Annotated in this window: 20 protein-coding genes; 9 read left to right on the top strand and 11 right to left on the bottom strand. The window is 41.3% G+C overall.

The features are described from left to right. Window positions 1-34: 34 nt before the first annotated feature. A complete protein-coding gene (locus LC653_RS28875; RefSeq protein WP_229498085.1) occupies window positions 35-496 on the bottom strand; it encodes a hypothetical protein in 462 nt (153 codons plus the stop codon). A gap of 196 nt (window positions 497-692) precedes the next feature. On the opposite strand from LC653_RS28875, the gene LC653_RS28870 reads away from it, so the two are divergent. From LC653_RS28870 to LC653_RS28850, 5 genes are all read left to right on the top strand, one after another. Further along, window positions 693-1,079: a hypothetical protein gene (locus tag LC653_RS28870; protein ID WP_229498084.1), complete on the top strand. Its 387-nt coding sequence runs from the start codon at window positions 693-695 to the stop codon at window positions 1,077-1,079. Window positions 1,080-1,320: 241 nt separating this feature from the next. Continuing rightward, window positions 1,321-2,265, top strand: a complete 945-nt coding sequence (locus tag LC653_RS28865; protein ID WP_229498083.1) for a hypothetical protein — start codon at window positions 1,321-1,323, stop codon at window positions 2,263-2,265. Window positions 2,266-2,406: 141 nt separating this feature from the next. Continuing rightward, on the top strand, window positions 2,407-2,709 hold the full coding sequence (locus LC653_RS28860; RefSeq protein ID WP_229498082.1) for a hypothetical protein: 303 nt from the start codon (window positions 2,407-2,409) through the stop codon (window positions 2,707-2,709). A gap of 489 nt (window positions 2,710-3,198) precedes the next feature. Next, entirely contained in the window at window positions 3,199-4,206 is a 1,008-nt protein-coding gene (locus LC653_RS28855) for a hypothetical protein (protein WP_229498081.1), read from the top strand. A 337-nt stretch (window positions 4,207-4,543) separates the two neighbouring features. After that, window positions 4,544-4,996 carry an Hsp20/alpha crystallin family protein gene (locus tag LC653_RS28850; RefSeq protein ID WP_229498080.1) on the top strand — a complete coding sequence of 151 codons (453 nt, stop codon included), beginning with the start codon at window positions 4,544-4,546 and terminating at the stop codon, window positions 4,994-4,996. A 307-nt stretch (window positions 4,997-5,303) separates the two neighbouring features. Here LC653_RS28850 and LC653_RS28845 read toward each other — a convergent pair whose 3' ends face one another. The 5 genes from LC653_RS28845 to LC653_RS28825 all read right to left on the bottom strand — a co-directional run bounded on the left by LC653_RS28845 (window position 5,304) and on the right by LC653_RS28825 (window position 11,379). Continuing rightward, window positions 5,304-6,821, bottom strand: coding sequence for an RNA-directed DNA polymerase (locus LC653_RS28845; protein WP_229498079.1), 1,518 nt, complete (start codon window positions 6,819-6,821; stop codon window positions 5,304-5,306). A 41-nt stretch (window positions 6,822-6,862) separates the two neighbouring features. Further along, window positions 6,863-9,325, bottom strand: coding sequence for a 3'-5' exonuclease (locus LC653_RS28840; RefSeq protein WP_229498078.1), 2,463 nt, complete (start codon window positions 9,323-9,325; stop codon window positions 6,863-6,865). A 12-nt stretch (window positions 9,326-9,337) separates the two neighbouring features. Next, complete coding sequence (locus LC653_RS28835; RefSeq protein WP_229498077.1) at window positions 9,338-10,168, bottom strand: KilA-N domain-containing protein; 831 nt, start codon at window positions 10,166-10,168, stop codon at window positions 9,338-9,340. A 66-nt stretch (window positions 10,169-10,234) separates the two neighbouring features. Beyond that, window positions 10,235-10,519, bottom strand: coding sequence for a helix-turn-helix domain-containing protein (locus tag LC653_RS28830; RefSeq protein WP_229498076.1), 285 nt, complete (start codon window positions 10,517-10,519; stop codon window positions 10,235-10,237). Window positions 10,520-10,881: 362 nt separating this feature from the next. Continuing rightward, entirely contained in the window at window positions 10,882-11,379 is a 498-nt protein-coding gene (locus LC653_RS28825) for a hypothetical protein (RefSeq protein WP_229498075.1), read from the bottom strand. Between the two features lie 67 nt (window positions 11,380-11,446). On the opposite strand from LC653_RS28825, the gene LC653_RS28820 reads away from it, so the two are divergent. Together LC653_RS28820 and LC653_RS28815 are read left to right on the top strand one after the other, a co-directional pair. Beyond that, window positions 11,447-11,689: a deoxyribodipyrimidine photo-lyase gene (locus tag LC653_RS28820; RefSeq protein WP_229498074.1), complete on the top strand. Its 243-nt coding sequence runs from the start codon at window positions 11,447-11,449 to the stop codon at window positions 11,687-11,689. A 368-nt stretch (window positions 11,690-12,057) separates the two neighbouring features. Continuing rightward, window positions 12,058-12,447, top strand: coding sequence for a hypothetical protein (locus LC653_RS28815; protein WP_229498073.1), 390 nt, complete (start codon window positions 12,058-12,060; stop codon window positions 12,445-12,447). Here LC653_RS28815 and LC653_RS46985 read toward each other — a convergent pair. From LC653_RS46985 to LC653_RS28795, 3 genes are all read right to left on the bottom strand, one after another. Next, window positions 12,431-12,934, bottom strand: coding sequence for a putative quinol monooxygenase (locus tag LC653_RS46985; RefSeq protein ID WP_308189154.1), 504 nt, complete (start codon window positions 12,932-12,934; stop codon window positions 12,431-12,433). The two genes, LC653_RS28815 and LC653_RS46985, sit on opposite strands and share 17 nt — an antisense overlap. Window positions 12,935-13,289: 355 nt before the next feature. After that, window positions 13,290-13,553, bottom strand: a complete 264-nt coding sequence (locus tag LC653_RS28800; RefSeq protein ID WP_229498071.1) for a hypothetical protein — start codon at window positions 13,551-13,553, stop codon at window positions 13,290-13,292. Between the two features lie 255 nt (window positions 13,554-13,808). Then, on the bottom strand, window positions 13,809-14,663 hold the full coding sequence (locus tag LC653_RS28795; protein WP_229498070.1) for a methyltransferase domain-containing protein: 855 nt from the start codon (window positions 14,661-14,663) through the stop codon (window positions 13,809-13,811). 339 nt (window positions 14,664-15,002) lie between these two features. On the opposite strand from LC653_RS28795, the gene LC653_RS28790 reads away from it, so the two are divergent. Continuing rightward, a complete protein-coding gene (locus LC653_RS28790; RefSeq protein ID WP_229498069.1) occupies window positions 15,003-15,407 on the top strand; it encodes a nuclease A inhibitor family protein in 405 nt (134 codons plus the stop codon). Between the two features lie 5 nt (window positions 15,408-15,412). Here LC653_RS28790 and LC653_RS28785 read toward each other — a convergent pair whose 3' ends face one another. After that, entirely contained in the window at window positions 15,413-16,297 is an 885-nt protein-coding gene (locus LC653_RS28785; protein ID WP_229498068.1) for a DNA/RNA non-specific endonuclease, read from the bottom strand. A gap of 193 nt (window positions 16,298-16,490) precedes the next feature. Between LC653_RS28785 and LC653_RS28780 the strand changes: the two genes are divergently transcribed. Beyond that, on the top strand, window positions 16,491-17,003 hold the full coding sequence (locus LC653_RS28780; protein ID WP_229498067.1) for a hypothetical protein: 513 nt from the start codon (window positions 16,491-16,493) through the stop codon (window positions 17,001-17,003). Between the two features lie 56 nt (window positions 17,004-17,059). Here the strand turns inward: LC653_RS28780 and LC653_RS28775 are convergent, their stop codons facing one another. Beyond that, window positions 17,060-18,022 carry a tyrosine-type recombinase/integrase gene (locus LC653_RS28775; RefSeq protein WP_229498066.1) on the bottom strand — a complete coding sequence of 321 codons (963 nt, stop codon included), beginning with the start codon at window positions 18,020-18,022 and terminating at the stop codon, window positions 17,060-17,062. Window positions 18,023-18,188 lie beyond the last annotated feature (166 nt).

Genomic DNA, 18,188 nt, shown 5'->3' with positions numbered 1-18,188 from the left:
GTCTATGTCTGGTGTAAGTAGTATCGAGCAAATCTTAAATAAATTCCAGTTCATCTATAAAAACAAATTCGCACTCAATTGGAGATAGCCAAACATGACCAATTGTGTTATCGTACACTTCTGCTTCAACGATAATGCCTGGTTCTAGATACTTACTACCTACAAAATCAGAATTTCTAAAATAAAAATCTCCACCCACTAACAGTTTAGCTGGCTTCAATTTTCCTTCTTGTTTAGCTTGGTAGTATGCTTGAGAAAGTTCTTCATTGGTGAGATGATGACGTACATAATTCATCACTGATTCCCAATTTTGGGGACTTAAGCTTGATTTTAAACTGTCAGATAAACTTGTATTTTTTTCCTTGTGCTGTTCTAGTTCAAATTCCCTTTTTTTGAAATAGAACTCTAAAGCTTCCTTGGCACTAATTTTATGAGTTTTAGCAATTGTCATGACATGAGCAACAATCTCTAAATCTTTAATCTGGTCGAAGTCCATTTTTAGCAATCCTAATTGTTGGATTCTACATCAGTTGATACTCATATATTTACAACAAGCCTGCTGCACATTAACGTCTAATATCAATAAACAAGTAAAGTGTGGCGATGCCTACGCACTCCTAAACCCGCTAACAGGTTTCTTGCATTTCAGTTCTGGGGGATAATCAGCTAGTCGGTAAGCTAGGCGTAATACCTTGGAACCCAATCAGCTAAACCTATTTTTTGATTTACCCCTCACACCAGCACTTTTGACAGAGGCGCTGGTGATGGGTGCTGATGCCCTGCTGAAGTGGAAAGCGCAAATTTTGGACTATCAGCAACGGGTGAGGGAAACCAAGCCAGTGCAGCAGGCGACGTTATTCGACATTGCACCCAACCACTGCGACCCAGACCGGATTGATCCGCTCTTGCTGCGGCTTGTGCCAATGTCGTTTCATAGGATGCCAGCTTCTTGCCCCGGTGATGCGTGTCTGTACTTCAACATTGACTCTGCTGCTTCTCTTGTGCTGTATGTGGGTGAGACGTGCCGCTCTAACAAGCGCTGGAAGGGTAATCTCTCCTGGGGCGGGAGCAAATGCTAATAGCGCCAAGAAAAAGCCATCAAACAACTTTATTTTGAATGGGAGTATAGGGGAGTAAGGGGAAAAACTTATGTGCGATCGCATCTTAAAGAGCGGGTAATTGAACTGAATGAGGCAAAGGTTCCAGTTACGGAGATATTAAAATTGCTGACTTATAATCCAAAGGTGAAGCGTGCTTTAGGTCTGGATTAGTAGTAATAAATACGGCTCAACATTAGTGTTTTTTTAAGGAGTAAAATCTGTGGAATTCAGTGAAGAAATTAATAAGCCTTCTACTTTTACAGAAGACTGGAATAACCCTCTTACAGAAGAATGGGTAAATTCGGAATATGGTCAAAATCTTTTAACGCAACTTCAGGCAAAAATGATTGACCCAGAATCTGATGTATTTTGGACTTCTTGGCACAAGCTTGCGGCTGATGGTTTTCTCAATCCCTCAGGTAATGGATACTTAAATCTCAGTCAGCATTTGGATGTGCATCATGGCTACAAATCCTATTCAAAATGGAAAAGAGAAAACCCTGAACAAGAAAGCACTTTTTTTGGTTTTTTGTTATGGCATCTTATCAAAACCTTAAAAAGACCAGAGAGGGTATTTAAAGCTTTCCATTTTAGAAAAATTGCAACCAATTGGTACATTATTAACAATCCCACAATTATCATACCAGTTTTTCTGCTCAGTGGAGATGATATAAAAGATGCTATTATTCCCAATGTTTATCAAATAGAAACGTTATCACAATGGATGGATATTTATATACAAACAGTGAAACAGACTCGTTCCGGTTCAACACATCGCGTTTCACCATATATTTATAGCTTGTCCCATCTGTTTGGAAATTTACCAAACCAGCCCTTTGAATCCTTTCATTTGCATTGGTTTCCTGGGACTTGGGTAGGAAATATCTCTCTTTACTTTGGTAAAAGATATTTTCCTGGAACAAGGTTTTTTCCTGAACTTATTGAAACTGTTGAAACTATTGACGAAAATAAATATTCATTGAATAACCTACTTCTGAATTTATTGAAATCCGGTTTTATAAAAAAAAAATATGCGCTCAGAGATTTGCTACAAGGACGACTTCAGATTCCTTGCAGCATCAAATTTTTTCATGGGACTTTGAATCCAGGTGACATAGATTTCTTCTTAGAAGAATTTCTAAAAAGTTTAAATTGTCTTGAGTGATATGAGGGGGAAAAAATGTACTTTGAATCAAAACATGAGAAAAATATTGCACCCAACCACTGTGACCCTGACCGGATTGATCCGTTGCAATTGTCAGTGCGTAGGCGTAGCCCGCCGTAGGCATCGCTTTCGTTCTGGAGGATGCCAGCAGACAGCCCCGGCGATGCGTGTCTGTACTTTGTTGTTGACTCGGCGGCTGGCTTAATTTTGTATGTGGGGGAAACCTGCCGTAGTAACAAGCGGTGGCAGGGTATACACGGCTGCAAAGATTACATCGCCAGCTACCAGGATTTACATTATCGCTATGGGATGAAGACAGCAGTAAACGCCGCGTTTTGGTGGGATGCTCCGGTTGACCGACGCGCACGGCAAGAGTTGGAGTTGAGTTTAATTTTGAAGTGGCGATCGCCGTTCAATAAAGAAAACTGGGAGCGCTGGGGGTAACCATTTGGGTAGGACAAAGAGAACTTAAATATTGCTGTATTCTTAGCATTTATAGGGTTTACCGAACCAATAATTTTGCAGTTTCCTACACCTGATAATCCCCCGAATGAATCTGGCGGTAATCATCAATACTAGGCTGTGAGGACTGATAGAGGTTGTTAAAAAACTCATCTGGTGAATTTGATAGGTTAACTTTGAATTCTTTACCGGCTTTTTTAACTAGAAAACATACGGTTTCAGGTTCTCTAAGGCTCACCAGTACGGCAGTTAAGAAAACGTTCGTTTTTTTTAACTTTATAGTTGCAGGTAATCCTGGCTCAAACCTATCATTGCAGGTTGGTTGCAAATAATCCTGGCTTTAAAATACCTTGATTGCAGGTTTGAGCGATTAGTATTGCAGGTCGCTACAATTACCCCTGTTCGTCATTGACAGATTAAAAGGTTAAAAGTTACAAATAGTTGAGTTATCAATCTTTTATCAGAAAACTTATGCCAATTGTGTTTGTACATGGAGTTGCCTCTCGCCTAGAAGGAGGCCATGATAAGGTTTGGGCAACTATTAAAGAAAAACTCAAAGAGCGTGTTGCTCCAGAGATAGCTAGCATTCATGATCAGGTATGGATTGAGGAAGCCTATTGGGGAGATGATGGTGTCCCTAGTATAAAACTTAGTATTCCCGATAACAAGCAAGTCGAAAAAATCTTTGAAATTAAGAAAAGTTGGATATTACGTAAGATAATAGCTAGGGAATTTGATGAAGATTTTTTACCAGATACTTTTGGGCGGTTAAAAGATGTAGTAGGTTACTTTCTTACAAGAGTAGTAGATTCACGTCGAGAGTCTTTAAATGCACAAGCAACTTTGTTTCTTGGTGATATATTCACCTATTTAGATAAAAGAGGAACGCCAGAAGAGCCTGGAGAAATCACTAAAAACCTTCTTAATGCTCTAAGTAAAGCACATAAAAATCAACAGGAAGGAAATAATCAACAGAAACTAATTGTAATCAGTCATAGTATGGGTGGTCAACTTGTTTATGATGTCGTTAGCTATTTTCTCCCCAAAATGTCCGAGATGCCGGAAAATACTGAATTTAAAACAAGCACAGGAGAAAGGTTTACCATTAAAGATATAAAAGATATACATATTGATTTTTGGTGTGCCGCTGCATCACAAGTTGGATTGTTTCAAGAGATGAAGCTTTTCCGTGCTAACAGCAATAACCCTGCTAAAACAAAAATCCCATTCCCTGATAAATATTTGAATATATGGTGGAATCTGTGGGATGATAATGATTACCTAAGTTTTACTGCTGAACCTTTTTTTGAAGAAGTATTTGATGATTTGTATGATAGCGGTAAATCTGTTAGTAAAGCTCATACCGCTCACTTTGAACAAACAGATTTTTACAAGGATCTTGTTTTTGTGCTAAAGCAAGTAAAAAAAGAGAAATGGAATAGGAAAAACTTTTTAAAAAAAATTAAAGGGGAACAGTAATAGAGAAGCATTGGTACTGCACATGTTAAAGAAAGTCTCACAAATATTGCAAACTAATGAAGAAAGTAGCAAATCTTATTGAGGAGTTGAGACTTTCTTAGCAGAATAATTAGTTGATTATTATTGGTCTTAATAGTTATTATTCTGGTTTACCGAACCGCAACATTAGAGTAAACCGTAATCTTTTTTTAGTTCTACTTTAGTGCGGTAATCATCATATTATTAGGTGATGAGAACCGAATTTACAGGAGTTTTAACCATACTTATTATGAATACATAAGCACAAAACCAAGTGCAAAAACAATTAAACAGAAGCTAATTAATCTGAGAAAGAGTTATGGCACTAGTTCGTTACAACCCCTGGCAAGAATTGAACGCTTTAGAACGTCACATCAACGGCTTACTTGGAGATACCAGAGTACCATCTGCACGGTTGGAAAAAGGCTTTATCAGAGTTCCGGCTGCTGAATTACAAGAAACTGATGACGCGATTCATCTAAAGCTTGAACTGCCAGGACTGTCAGCTAAAGACTTAGATATTCAAGTCACAGAAGATGCTGTTCACATTAGTGGTGAGCGCAAGTCTGAAACTAAAACTGAAAACAATGGCACTACCAAGAGCGAATTCTACTACGGTAAATTCCAACGTGTAATTCCTCTATCTGCTCGGATTCAAAATACTAATGTCACCGCAGATTATAAAGACGGCATATTGAATTTGACACTGCCAAAAACTGAGCAAGAAAAGAACAAAGTTGTCAAGGTGAATCTAGAACAACCTGCTGTATAGTCTGAAATTACTCTACCTCCAATGATTGATTGAGATAATGAAAGCCCAGTTATGAGATGACTGGGCTTTTTTGTATGCGATGTCTACGACGGGCTGCGCCTATGCTCTTTTTTCCTCTAAGAATTGGGTGGGGCGATCGCTCTTTTTTCCTCTAAGAATTGGGTGGGGCGATCGCTCTTTTTTCCTCTAAGAATTGGGGGAGCGAGCGCTCGACTATCAATTAAATTACTTTGGCTGCTACTTTACCTAATTCTGTAGTTACAGTAAACAAGAGGTTTCACATAAATTATGGATATAATTAAACTTATTATTGTGGCTTAAAAACATCAAGGTGTTGCAGCATGGTCACTTTTTTTGCAACTATTTGCACATCCGAGAATATCTTAAAATATTGACATATATCAAACATGGTGAATTGATCTTCATGAGTTGCACAAACTATTGGATCACTGAAATTATAAGTACCCTTAAGCCTATCCTCAAGATAATTTGATTTGATAAAATAAATAATCCAAGTAATTAAGTATCTGTTATTCATTTCATGCTGATTTAAATCTTGAAGAAATTCTTCAAGATGTTCAATTATTGAGTCTACATGCTTTGAACCAAAAGAAGACTTTAAAATAGCTTCTATAATCGCTAAAACTTTTGGAAATGACTTTGTTCGTAAATCTGCAAGCATAAGCAGTAGGCTGATAACTTTAGTTAGTGATTTAGTATCTAGTTTGTTAATACGAATTTTGTACTTTTTAGTTGTAATGTCTGCCAAAAACCTATCAATAACTCCACAGCCTATGTTATTTTTATCAATTTCAATAACTGATAAATATACTTCCTTGAAACGCTTAAATTCGTAATATTTTTTTGGCTGAGGATTCACAGCGTGATATTCTGATACCCAATTTCTAAATAGACCATTTGGTAGACGATGGATTTCAGTCTTTCCGTCATTAAGTTCAAGGCGATACTCCTTTAAGGTTGCTTGAAGAGATTTAATGAATGAACGACCATCAGCTTCCTTCTTTGCAAGAATACGGTAATCATCTTTAAACCTAACTACGACCACATCATTGTTGAGTAATTTTGATAGTTGTCTATCTACTCCTGACAGAACCAGTTCAGAGATTATATCCGACACTACAGGGCCAATTGGCACTCCATTAGTACATCCATCATTAGCATTTTGAAATAGTTTGTCTAAGCGATTTCCAATAAAATCGTAGTTTTGTCGATTACTTGGGTCTCTAATCAAACATTTACCGTGTAATGCCCACGGTATGCTGTGTGTGTAGATAGATGGATAAAAGTTTTTGATATCTGTTTTGATCAAATACTTGTATCGAAATGCAATGGATGCTACATCATTCTCTGCCATTTCAATAAACTCATAGATCATTCTCCCGCTTCTAAGTCCACCAATCATTCCTGGTTTTTTATCGTCTACAGGAATCGGAAAACTATAAGAGGAAACCTTATTGTCTTTATGGAAAATACAAGTTACTATATCATCCCAGTTGTCAGCAATCGTAAATGCAATATCTGAATGAATTTCTGGGTCTATGATTCCAAATGTTCTATCTGTTAGCTCAGTTTTCGGGAAGTGTACTTGTTGGAATTCAGAAATTTTTGGTTTAAATTTTTTCTCCGTATATGGAAAGTAAACCTTACCAAATGTGGGAGATTTAGTCACGGTAAAACACGGTGGTAGCACGTAAGATTCTGGAAAATAGCCTTTAGTTACTAACCAATTGTAGATATCTGATTTAGTAAGTGCTTGTGCAAGCTCTTTTGTGCGTTGAAAGTGTTCTTTAGGTGTACGGCTCATTTTTTTATATTATGTCAATTGTTATAAAGACTTTTTAAAAATTAGCTATAGCGGAGCAAAAGATTTGGTATGTCACTTATAAAACTACTAGTTTTTTTCTGAAAATCTCTTGTATCTCTTGAGTAAGCTGATATAAATAACTTTTGCTTTGCCCTCGTCATTGCGACATAAAATAACCGCCTTTCTTCCTCTAACTTATTGTCACGAACACTGAAAAAATTAGGGAATTCACCCTCGGTAGCACCTGCAATGAAAACACTGTCAAACTCCAGACCTTTGGACTGATGAACCGTAATCATAGGAACTTGGTTATCGTCCTGAGAAACTTGATCTAAATTTTTGGCCAGAGCAGTAAATTCAAGGATGCTACGTAAAGCCGTATCAGGGTGCAAATCTGGCTCATCCCGTTCCTGAAAAATCCGTACAAGATGGAGAAGGTTTTTGAGGTGTTTTTCTTCTACTTGGTAATAACTGTAGAGTCCAGATTCTACAAGCAATTTATCCAGTAGATATGAAGGTCGTAGCCTTTGGCTAGCATCCCGCCAGTTATCTATCTGTTCGGCGAATCCTTCAAACGCCTCTCCATAGCGATACACCAATGCCTGACGGTAATCGGCTTTATGCTCAATAAGTGGAATTAGTACTGCTAGCAAGTCAATTGTGGTTCGCACATCATCCATTGCCTTGTGACTAGGCAGGTGTGCAAGATTTAGATGCTTTGCCAATGCTTCTAGGTTGTAACGGTCAGATTCGATAAAGCGATTTGCTATATCTAGCGTGTCCTCCCATTGCAGTTTTGGAGCAGTGATACCAGCTTTTTGGGCTTGGGCAGTCACCATCTTGATGTCAAAGCCCACATTATGCCCAACCAGTATGGAACTCCCGACAAACTCGAAGAACTCACAGAAAACATCTTTAGCAGGTCTACCGTGTTCTGCTAGAAAGCGATCGCTATGTCCATGTATCTGCTCTGAGTCACCAACACTGACAGTATTAGCAATATAAGCATGAAACTCAGCTTGTGGTTTCCCTTCAAATAGACGGATTGCGGCAATTTCTACAACCTCATCCTTGCTGACCGAAAATCCTGTTGTCTCTACATCAAAAACAACTACTGTACTAGATGAATAGGTTGTCAAAAGTTCACTGAACGGATCACCGTTAATAAACGTCCGGCTCGATGCCATATCAGTCAAATTAAAGCCGCATTTCTTTCCTTCTTCAATTACTCCTGTTATGGTTGCGTCACCAATTCCACGACTGGGGCGAAGCAACATTCGACGCATCGAACCTGCATCAAAAGGGTTCAAGATAAGACGCAAATAAGCAAGTGCATCTTTAACTTCCTGCCGTATAAAAAATTGGAATCGCTCAACTGTGACGCAAGGAATACCCATGCGCTCCAACATCTGACTGACAACTTCTGTGCGTTTATGACTGCGGGCAAGAATTGCTACTCGGCTGTAGACAAAATCCTTCCCATTGGCTGCTAGTTGCTGGATTTGTCTACCAATCCACTCTGCCTCTGCTCGCTCATTGTTCGCTAAATGAACTTGAATCAGTTCTCCTACTTCACAATCAGGAGCAGGTGTAATCTTTGTTTTTCGGTGTTCAAATGAATCTGCAAACCCAGAAGCCGCGTTTAGCAGTGTTTTTGTTGCTCGATAGTTCCAGGTTAGGGAATACTCTGCGGGGTTAAAGTCACGCTTAAATTGCTCAATTACTTTATCCGGCTCAGATCCTCGCCATTCATAAATGGTCTGATCTAAATCTCCAATCATCGCCAGATTACCACTGTTAGCTGCTAGATGCTTAACGATGCCGTACTCCGAAAGATGAGTATCTTGAACTTCATCAACCTGGACAAAATCAAACTTATCTGCCCAACGTTGGCTAATCTCCGGTTCATGGTGTAACATCACCCGGACATAAAACACCAGATCAGCAAAGTCTAAAGCGTGACGTTTTTGTAGAACAGATTGATACTGAGCAGCACGTTTGGCATCATAGTTAGAGCCTAATGGGGCATACAGTTTTTCTAATGGATAATCCAGGGATAATTGGCGATCGCTAGCCACAGTTTTGCAGTTAGCCAAGTTAAAAAATAACTGTTGAGCATCTTTATCACTCGATAGATCGAAAACTTCCTTGACTAGTTCAATACAGTCGGCATCATCGTAGATTACAAAATCTGCTGGTAATCCAAGCTGACGAGCCTCGATCCGCAGCATAGAGGTACACAAACCGTGAAAAGTTTTAATTGTCAAATCACATAATTGATTTGGACAATACTGAGATAGCCGCTCACTCATTTCTTTAGCGGCTCGGTTCGTAAACGTTAGGCACAGAATCCTTTGAGGAGGTATGCCCCTATTTATTGCACATAGAACTCGCTCTGCCAAAACACGGGTTTTGCCTGTACCAACTGGAGCAAGTACTAAAATTGAGCCTTTGGTATGTTTGGCGATCGCACTTTGTTGAGAGTTAAGTTCATTGCTATACATAAAGAATTAAATTTAATTATTATTATCTGAGGAATTACTTGATTTAAGCCTTTTAATAATTGGTTTAATTTCATAACCAATAGCTTCTGAAATTAACTTGCACTCTTCTGGACTAACAAGCTTCCTGACATATTCAGGGAACTTTTCAGGTATGTAAGTTTCTTCTAACCATTCATGAAATTTTCCTAATAATTCATAGGGATAAATATTTGCAAGCTGCTCACCCCTGCTATCTGGGTAACAATGAATATATTGCTCAAAATCAGTGTCACTTCCGTTCTTTCTTAGCCAATGACACCACGTTCTACCTACTGAACCATCAACAGTAGCTCTATCGTGTAAAGGCGCTCCTTTAGCCTCTAATTTCCTCATTAGTTTGCCTATTTCTTCAAAAACGCACCATGTACCCTTTGGTAATGTTGTCTTTTGCTCAAACATCATTAAGCGTTCATACCAAACACGCTGGTAAGGATGTAAATTTACAGGTTCTTGAGTGGGAGTTTGACCAGTGAAAAGCCATTGCTCTACCCATTCAGATACCATCATTTCAAACTCAGGTGAGAGCCACATGGCAAAGGAAACAGCAAGCTTAGGATGAATCCAAACTTCCCTGCTCTTACCTTCTCCTTTCTTCTGCACAAGGTCATAAACCTCAATTCCAGTTTTACTAAATAAAAGTTCTAAATACTCAATAGTTCTATCTTTTTCAAACCATTGATTAGGGTTTCTATATTTGCCAACTTGTTGCTCATACGCTTTTGTTAATTTTGTTGCGCTAATATAACCATCTGATTTACGTTGGCTAACAACTAATTCGCCAACTTTGTGTTCAATATATTGCATAAGTCTTATCTTTTAATAATCTTCACTTCTTCAGCCGTCAGCTTATACAGATGAGCCGCCCTATCGTCAATCTCTGCTTCCTATTGCTCTACGGCCTGACCTTTGCTCACCAAAATACTTCTGCTTTAAATCCTGACCTGGTTCACCCAAATCCCGTAGCTTCTGCTCTATCAGCTTCATCGCCAAGGGCGATGGTTTAGCGCGTCCATTCTCCCAACGGTTGATTGTGGGATAAGTGACACCCAGAGCAGCTGCAAACTGTTCTTGCGTCAACCCAGTCAATAGCCTGAGTTCACGAATGAACTTGCCAACTTCTGACTGATTTATTTCCAAAGGTTTTTTTGTGGTCATTAAGCTTGTGAACCCAAAGAACAAACTTGACGTAGCAGATGATATATCATTTGACACATCTTAACTACACCCAGGCTTGTGCGCTCTCCGCAAAAACTCGTAAATTTTTTGGGTTAACAAAATTTAAAGCAATTTCGTCCAATCAAAAGGTATGGAATGCAACTTAACCCTATCACCCTTGCCAACAAAGCAAAATCCCCACACTTAATCGGTGGGGACTATAAGGTTTCTCTAAGCAGCTTTGCTGATACAACAGTACTATATAAAACAGTGGCAGGAGGCAAGCGATGCCGAAGGCGGGCTACGCCTACGCTGTTTGGTAAGAGAACTTATACAAGCAATAGCGATCGCCCCCTCGCCCCCTACAGTTGCTCCATCTTAATCCCCGCCACTTCCAGCATCACCGTAGTAATCGGCACAAGCCGCCCCACAGTCGTGTAGTGACTGCCCCCCACGGGCGTTGTAGTCGAGCGCTCCCGAAACCGCCGCATAGTAATCAAGAACCACTCCCGCGTTTTTGGCATCGGTAGCTTGTACAGTTGGCGAGTATTAACAAAGTAATAAAATAGCCAATCTGCTTCAGTGTACATAAAGCAGCCGGGGGTTCCTTTCTCTAAATTGCTGTGGGTTTCAAAGAACAGGTTACGAGTTTTATTCCACCTATCGCCCTTAATCTCAATCAAAATTTCGCTACTGTGCGTTGTCCAAATGAGGTCAATATCTCTGCGCTGGTAGTCTGGGTCATCTTCAACATTAACAACGCTCCTTGTTTCTGACTTTCCCCACAACCACGCCTCAACGTCAGTAGCCGCCTGATTGGCTACCTGCACCGCATCGTTCATACTGTAGGCGTAGGTCATGGTTCTAGTTCCACCACTAAAATTTGTTAGTACAATTGTATTATTAATTGATATAGAAAATTGAGTTATGCACCTTCTGTGGTTTCGTCGAGACTTACGTTTGACTGACAACGAAATTGTTGCTTTAGCGTCTGCTAATAATGCCGCAGTTTTACCATTCTTCATTATTGACCCTTGGTTTTATCAATGGGTTGATGTCGGTAAAGCACGGGTGCGGTTTTTGTTTGAGTCTTTAGAAAATCTAGATAGTAATTTACAAAAATTAGGCAGCAAACTAATATTATTTGAAGGTAATGCTGTAGAAACTTAAATTTATTTACTATTGGGTAAGCGAACTAAAAGGTTACAGTCTACCAGAAATTATTCAAGGTAAATATATTGGCACTAGTTCTTATCCACAAACTATTTTAGATTGGGCTAAAACTCGCAAAGTTAACGGTAAAATCATCTCTGACCTTCGGAAAAAAGTAAGAGAAAGATTAACTCTCCAAGGTGGAACAGAATATGAAAGTGCAGTTGCAGCTAAAGAAACAGTAAATAAATACTGGCAGCACAAAGATAAGCAGTACAAAGAATTCAAGGAATTAGAGGCAGAACTAGAGTAGAAAAGAAGAAGGATAGCGATCGCAGCTAGTTCTAGGGGAAAGTCAGTTAAGAGCGAAGCGATCGCCTCAACAAATGGGAACTCTGGTAATAGTTGCGTTTCTCACCCTCATGAAATTCTTAAACTTCCTCAAACCCAAACCAGCCCAGCCAACAATTGATAGCTACGGACAACAAAGCTGCGGCGTTAGCCAAGAGCAAATTCAATCGCTGATGGAATGGCTGTTTGCTAGTCTGCTAAATGCGGGTTACTTGGGAAAAGCGCATATTATTTGGTACAACAGCGATCGCCCAGACCCCAGTTTAGAGCAAGTGATGAAAAAAGCTATGCACCGGGGTGAGCCAATCTTTTTGTACCGTTGCGGTGGTAGGGTGTCGTCGCTGCCTACTGGGTATTACTGGCGGATGATGAACGAATACCCATCGATGCGGATTTATCAGTTAGAGGTTAAGGATGGGGAATAATAGGGCGTAGTTTACCTCTGGAAATCAAGCGAGTCAAAATTGCCTTTGGTGCGTAGTTTACCGCCTTTTGCATCGCCCCCGCAATTCCCCCAGAACCGAGGAGCGATAGCGTACCCGCCCGCCGGAGGCATCGCCCTATTGCCCCGGTGAGAAGAATTAAAGAACCAACTGTCCTGTCTGCAACCATTTCAAGATTCCACTCCTTGGATACTAGGCGATCGCAGCCAAAATAGAATAACGGCGGATATCTTCTAGTGGCGCAGCTATTAATCCTTCTAGCTTGGCTATTGCTGAAGAGCAGATGGGGTGACGCTAAATGAGTATCCAGTGCTGCCGCTCCTTCCCACTCTTCTACAAAAGTAAAATCTGTTGGATCTGATTGATTTTGTAAAAGTTCATATTTAATCACACCTGCTTCAAGTAAAGTTTCTTCAATCAGTCCCAATAATATTGCTTTGAGTTGTTCTACTTTATTAGGTATTGCCACATTCAGGAGCTACAACATGAATTGAGCGGTTAGTCATTGGTCACATGGTAATTAGTCCTGCCGTCATTAGTCCATAGTCAACAGTCCATAGTCAATAGTTACTGCGGATTGCCAAGGCATCAGTTAGTCATAAGGCTCCAGCCCACACAAAATTCAAGCGAGGAAAAATATGCGATCGCTACTTGTACTGGATAAACTGGTGATATGCCGAAACATATATTAAATAATTATTTGTCACTGTTAACAAATTGATGTCATGTTTAACAAATTGATGTCACTGTTAACAGATTACGTGTCACAACTGTAAGGTGTAGGCGCAGTCCACCTTTTGCATCGCTCCCGCCCGTTCTTAGAGTCAAAGTTGCACACGAGCGATCGCTTGCCCCTTCTTCAGTACACTGGTACTATGAAAATTCCAGACTGCGACGCCGAATAGCCCGCCATAGGCATCGCTGCCTCCTCTACACTCACAACCCGCACATTGTCTGTCTTGTCCATCCTGGTGGGGTAGATGGTAACAGTTGCCTAGACTTTCGAGAAGACCCAAACGCCCAAGCAGAGAAACTGTGGGAGCCAGAAGGCGCAACCTACTATAACGGCGAACTGATTGCCCAACCACAACAGCGCCGGACGCAACAGCAACAGCTAGAACTGCTAGATACCCATCCTATGTTTACTGGCAAGTGTCCCCAGTGCGGGTATGAGTTTGACCGCGACTACACAGCCCGGAGTGCGGCTTTCTGGATGACTCGGTGTAGGGCGAACCAATAACGCGAAGCGCTCACCCCTTCAGGACCGAAAATAAGGGAAGTGCTATCGCCCTGCCTGCTCCCGCTAGCTGCGCTTACCACATTCGGTGTGCTTTGCACTTGGCCTATTGCTTTGGAATCAAAAATGTGCCAGTCGGCAAATACAGCATTTTGCGGCCATTCTGCTCAAACGCCACTTCGTCAACCAAGGAAAGTAGCCGCTGATTCAACTCCCAAGAAGCGTTACGTAAGTTAGCCTGAAAGAGGAAATCCATCAACACTCTACCTTCAGAGGAATTCTGCTCAAAGCAAGCAGAAACATCCAAATATTCGGGATAACTTTCAAATTTATACGACAGACCGATGTCATCTATGATTTTACGTAACTTCTTTGCTTCTATGTATGAATCCCCTTGCCAGTATTCCTGATTACCAACTACTTCGGCGTATTGTGCAATCAATTTGAATATCACTGCTTCTTCTGTGTCTAGAGTGATGACAAGAACTCCTCTGTCTTTGAGCATATTAAGCGACTCAAGGATTAATTGCCTCTCGAACCCAGGCATATGGTAAAGAGAATGCGTGTAATGAATACAGTCAAACTGCTCCAAAGTATGAAAATCCTCAATAGTAACTGGATGCATTTCTAAGTCCACTTCACCAAGACCAGCAGATTGCATCGTTGCTTCAAATATCTGCCGATGAACATGATTAGGCTCTACTGTTACATATTTTAAAGTTTGCCCTTTAGGGATATATTGCTGAAGGAAGTGGATAAGTTGCTTATCGAACTCTCCAGGGCCAGGGCCAACACTTAGCACCGATGAAACTTCAGTTTGCTTAGAAAGGTTGCTTTTAAAATGCTTCTCAAGCATATCTAAAGCTGCTTGTCGCTGGGTTTGCCAATTTTTTAAAAAAATGGCATATGACGAAGCATAAGCCTCATACATCTGCTGCTGTGCATCACTAGATGTTGACATTGTGGACTTCCTAATAACTTGAGTACAGGAAAAACTTGGGAAAGTATAGCAGGATTGCAGTAAAAGATTTGTAACCGTTCACAGGATTTAAAACGTTACCGAAAAATTTAGGTACATAGAGATGGTAGATTAAGAGGCATGGATAAAAACTGCCTTATGATGGCACGTATTCCGTAGAGTTTTATTTACCTCCCAATGAGTCAGTAATTCATCTGTAAATCTGCCAAGCAGCGATCGCCTCGGTTAAATGCGGCTTACGGGTGTGGTGGATGCACGGCGAGATGGATACTATTTTATGTGCGATGCCTGCGGCGGTAAACTATGCTCTATTAAGTGCTTATGACTAAAACTAATTCAGAAATCTTAGACCAGCTTCGTACAGCAGCGAATGGTTTACTTATGATGAGTGAGTCGGAGTACCCCTTAGAAGCATTCTTATGGTCAGCTACACCGCCTGCTACACCAGAGAAAGTTGCACAACAGACAAATCACCCTGAAGATACACCCATTAAAATTGTGGGGGTTGACGATTTTTTTAAAGTGGTGACAACTCCTGAAGAATGGCACGGCGAAGAAGAAAAAGCAACCGTCAACAAATTTCAAGCTCTTGTGCAGACACTTAAGGAAAACCTGACTAATTTGCAGGTGTATCGCCTCGGCAACAAAGAGATTGATGTTTATGTAGTTGGCCAAACCCCGACAGGAAATTTAGCAGGAATTTCTACACAAATTGTAGAAACTTGAGTTGTTTACGAATCTACCTTGCTTTCAATAACTTCCTGAATATTTGGGGAAATATTAGAGATAAAATCATAGCCTGTGAGTTTTTCTAATTCATCAACACTTACTTTGTAAGCTCTCCAATCATTATTTAATTCTTCCTGGTTAGGGATGTTAACCGCGATGACACGAGTATTAGCAGTAATGCCGTTAAGCCCAAAGCCTGGGGTGTCTAATACAACAATGACTTTCCAAGTAGTTTGAGGAACCGTCACTTTACCTTTGAGGGGTTCACCTTGACTTCCCGCAGGCCCAGCTACAATATAAAGTTCTTTTCCAAGACTTACCAGTTCTCGACAATAGTCTTCTAAATTCCCCCAAGTGTTTCGGTTGTTGTCCGGTGTCTGCGGCATCATGTTGGTCATCAGGAAAGTTGAGGAATTATCCTCTACCGTTTTGGTGCGATCGCCCGATGGTGCAATGTGACCCCGGTCATATCCAGAAGCAGAGTACATAGAAGGAGTTATCCGCACCCAACCCGCAGGCAAAGTATTATCAGGACGAAAGTTATTTTGGCGCTCTGCATCACCCAGCCATGACTTATTTAACTGCCAAGCCACCCAGTTGGCAGTTCCCTTACTGTTGTTGTAAGAGAGCGCATATTGATTTTTTACCATGAGGTAATTATCAGGCGTAAGCTTTGTGGGAGTTGCACTGCTGGGATTTCCCAACAGCAGGTGAGGGCTTATTGAGGATTTAGTAGGTACAATCGGCGTTGGCTGTAATGGTTTTTCTGTTGTCGGTGTTGGCGACTGAGTTAATGTTGGTGGCTGGCTTGGTGCTGGCGAACACCCCAACAGAGCAACTAGCCCAGTGGCAACAGCCAAAGCCCAAAAATGATTGATTAAACGCATAAATTTTAGCTACTATCGCAGATTAAATTAATCATCACCATTTTGGAGGGGATGTCCAGTTTTTCAATACAAGAGCGATCGCTCCCCCTATTGCTCAAATTTCCTCTAAGAAAATAGCGTCACCGAGCAGCCCCTTAAAGTAGACATCGCTTTGGCTCTACAATTATTTCATTGCTATCAAATTTGATATCAAATGGCTGACGACAAGACCCCACCAAGCGAAATGATTCGCGTCCCTACTGCCCTAATTCCAGTAGTCAAAGAACTATCGCGGCTGCATCGCCAAGGGTATACAATTGCCTTGCTGCAAGGTTTAGAAGAATTAATATCAAAATTTGATAGCAATATTGATATCGATGTTGCCCCAAGCAGTAAATCGGTTTTGCAGCTGGAGAAGAAGCTAGAAACCAAATTAGAGGTGATTACTAAGAAGCTCGAACAAATGGAACGGGCGATAGCTTCTGGTAGATATAACAGCGCCAGACCGAAGAGACAAGCTTTATTTAACCAACAGCCCAAAGTTGAACTACAACCCAGGACAAGCTCAAGTCTTGCCCCAAGACTTGCTGTTAGTCCCCAAAGCCTGATTGTAGAAACAGAAAAATTAAGCCCCAAAGAATTTATCAGCTGGTCGCGTAACCGTGACCCGATGAGTGTGGGGTGGGAATGGGATGCTAGAACTGAACTTTACCATCCGGTAAAATAACATTTTGTACTGAATAAATCGGCGATACCTACGGCGGTAAACTGCGCCTTTTTCCTCTAAGAAACTGCCCTTACCCGCTCTAAAATCTGCAATACAGCACCTGCACGGCGCTTTCTTTCCTCTCCCCGACGGTCATATCGTGCAGCCTGGGCTGGGGTAGCATGACCAAGCATCATTTGAACAGTAGCAAGATCCACTCCAGCATCTAGTAAATCTGATGCAAATGTGCGCCGTAAATCGTGGGGCGAGAATGCCTCTACACCAGCTTCTTCACCCCGCTTTTGCAAGATGAATAACACCGCCTGGGGCGTGAGTCGTTGCTGAACAACACGACCAGATTTATTAACCTGACACAGCAGTGGGCCAGCTGCCTTATTTCTAATTTCAATCCAATCATCAACTGATGCAGCCGCGCTTGGGGATAAATAAAGCGTCCGGTCAACCTTTCCCTTACCAGACCTAACCTTTATTTCCCCATCATCAGATTTGAAATCCTTTAAATCCAGCTTGACCACCTCAGACCGACGCAGACCAGCACCGCGCAGAATGGCAATCAGGGCAGCGTCACGGAATCCGGCAGGGGTGCGATCGCCAAAGCAAACCGTCATCAAAGAATCAATCTCGTCCTGGCTTAATGCCCGTCCCCTTAACTCCTTTCTAGCCTTCACACTCTGGATGTCTACCGCCCTGGCGTAATCGACGGGTGACATTAACTCTAATCTCAACGCTTCTTTGAGAACTCGCCGCAGCGCACAAAGCACCCTGTTAACCGTTGCGGGTTCATAGTTTTTGATAAGTGCTGCACGAATGGCGGCGGTGTGTTTGTAGCGTAATTCTGCCCAGTCGAGAGTTAGGTAATCAGCCTCACCATTAGTCAAGAGTTGAGCAATTAGGGAGAGTGATCGCTTCATCGTCGGTTCCGACCCCGGCGAAAGTGAAGAAAGGTAAACGCCCGCTGGGTGTTCCGTCAGTGGTGGCGGAATCCTCAAAACCAATGGTGCAACGGTACTAGTAGACATCACTTATCAAAATAGGCATTCTAGGAAACCATGTTTCGCACAGTAATATTTTGATAAGTAATCCACAATCGTACTGCTGACGGGATGATTCGCACTCAGTATTTTTCCTCGCTTGTAAATCGGGGGAGCGATGCCTACGGCGGGCTGCGCCTACGCTCTCCATCCT

Source organism: Nostoc mirabile CHAB5784, from assembly GCF_020829645.1.
In the GTDB taxonomy this organism is placed as follows: domain Bacteria; phylum Cyanobacteriota; class Cyanobacteriia; order Cyanobacteriales; family Nostocaceae; genus Nostoc; species Nostoc mirabile.
This window is presented reverse-complemented; position numbering and strand designations above follow the sequence as displayed.

Bases quoted from the DNA above. Each gene is read 5' to 3' on its own strand.
- LC653_RS28785 (WP_229498068.1), bottom strand. From the start codon at position 16,297: ATGCGTTTAATCAATCATTTTTGGGCTTTGGCTGTTGCCACTGGGCTA.
- LC653_RS28815 (WP_229498073.1), top strand. From the start codon at position 12,058: ATGGGAACTCTGGTAATAGTTGCGTTTCTCACCCTCATGAAATTCTTA.
- LC653_RS28795 (WP_229498070.1), bottom strand. From the start codon at position 14,663: ATGTCAACATCTAGTGATGCACAGCAGCAGATGTATGAGGCTTATGCT.
- LC653_RS28820 (WP_229498074.1), top strand. From the start codon at position 11,447: ATGCACCTTCTGTGGTTTCGTCGAGACTTACGTTTGACTGACAACGAA.
- LC653_RS28780 (WP_229498067.1), top strand. From the start codon at position 16,491: ATGGCTGACGACAAGACCCCACCAAGCGAAATGATTCGCGTCCCTACT.
- LC653_RS28875 (WP_229498085.1), bottom strand. From the start codon at position 496: ATGGACTTCGACCAGATTAAAGATTTAGAGATTGTTGCTCATGTCATG.
- LC653_RS28860 (WP_229498082.1), top strand. From the start codon at position 2,407: ATGCCAGCAGACAGCCCCGGCGATGCGTGTCTGTACTTTGTTGTTGAC.
- LC653_RS28855 (WP_229498081.1), top strand. From the start codon at position 3,199: ATGCCAATTGTGTTTGTACATGGAGTTGCCTCTCGCCTAGAAGGAGGC.
- LC653_RS28845 (WP_229498079.1), bottom strand. From the start codon at position 6,821: ATGAGCCGTACACCTAAAGAACACTTTCAACGCACAAAAGAGCTTGCA.
- LC653_RS28830 (WP_229498076.1), bottom strand. From the start codon at position 10,519: ATGACCACAAAAAAACCTTTGGAAATAAATCAGTCAGAAGTTGGCAAG.
- LC653_RS28850 (WP_229498080.1), top strand. From the start codon at position 4,544: ATGGCACTAGTTCGTTACAACCCCTGGCAAGAATTGAACGCTTTAGAA.
- LC653_RS28775 (WP_229498066.1), bottom strand. From the start codon at position 18,022: ATGTCTACTAGTACCGTTGCACCATTGGTTTTGAGGATTCCGCCACCA.
- LC653_RS28835 (WP_229498077.1), bottom strand. From the start codon at position 10,168: ATGCAATATATTGAACACAAAGTTGGCGAATTAGTTGTTAGCCAACGT.
- LC653_RS28840 (WP_229498078.1), bottom strand. From the start codon at position 9,325: ATGTATAGCAATGAACTTAACTCTCAACAAAGTGCGATCGCCAAACAT.
- LC653_RS28825 (WP_229498075.1), bottom strand. From the start codon at position 11,379: ATGACCTACGCCTACAGTATGAACGATGCGGTGCAGGTAGCCAATCAG.
- LC653_RS28790 (WP_229498069.1), top strand. From the start codon at position 15,003: ATGACTAAAACTAATTCAGAAATCTTAGACCAGCTTCGTACAGCAGCG.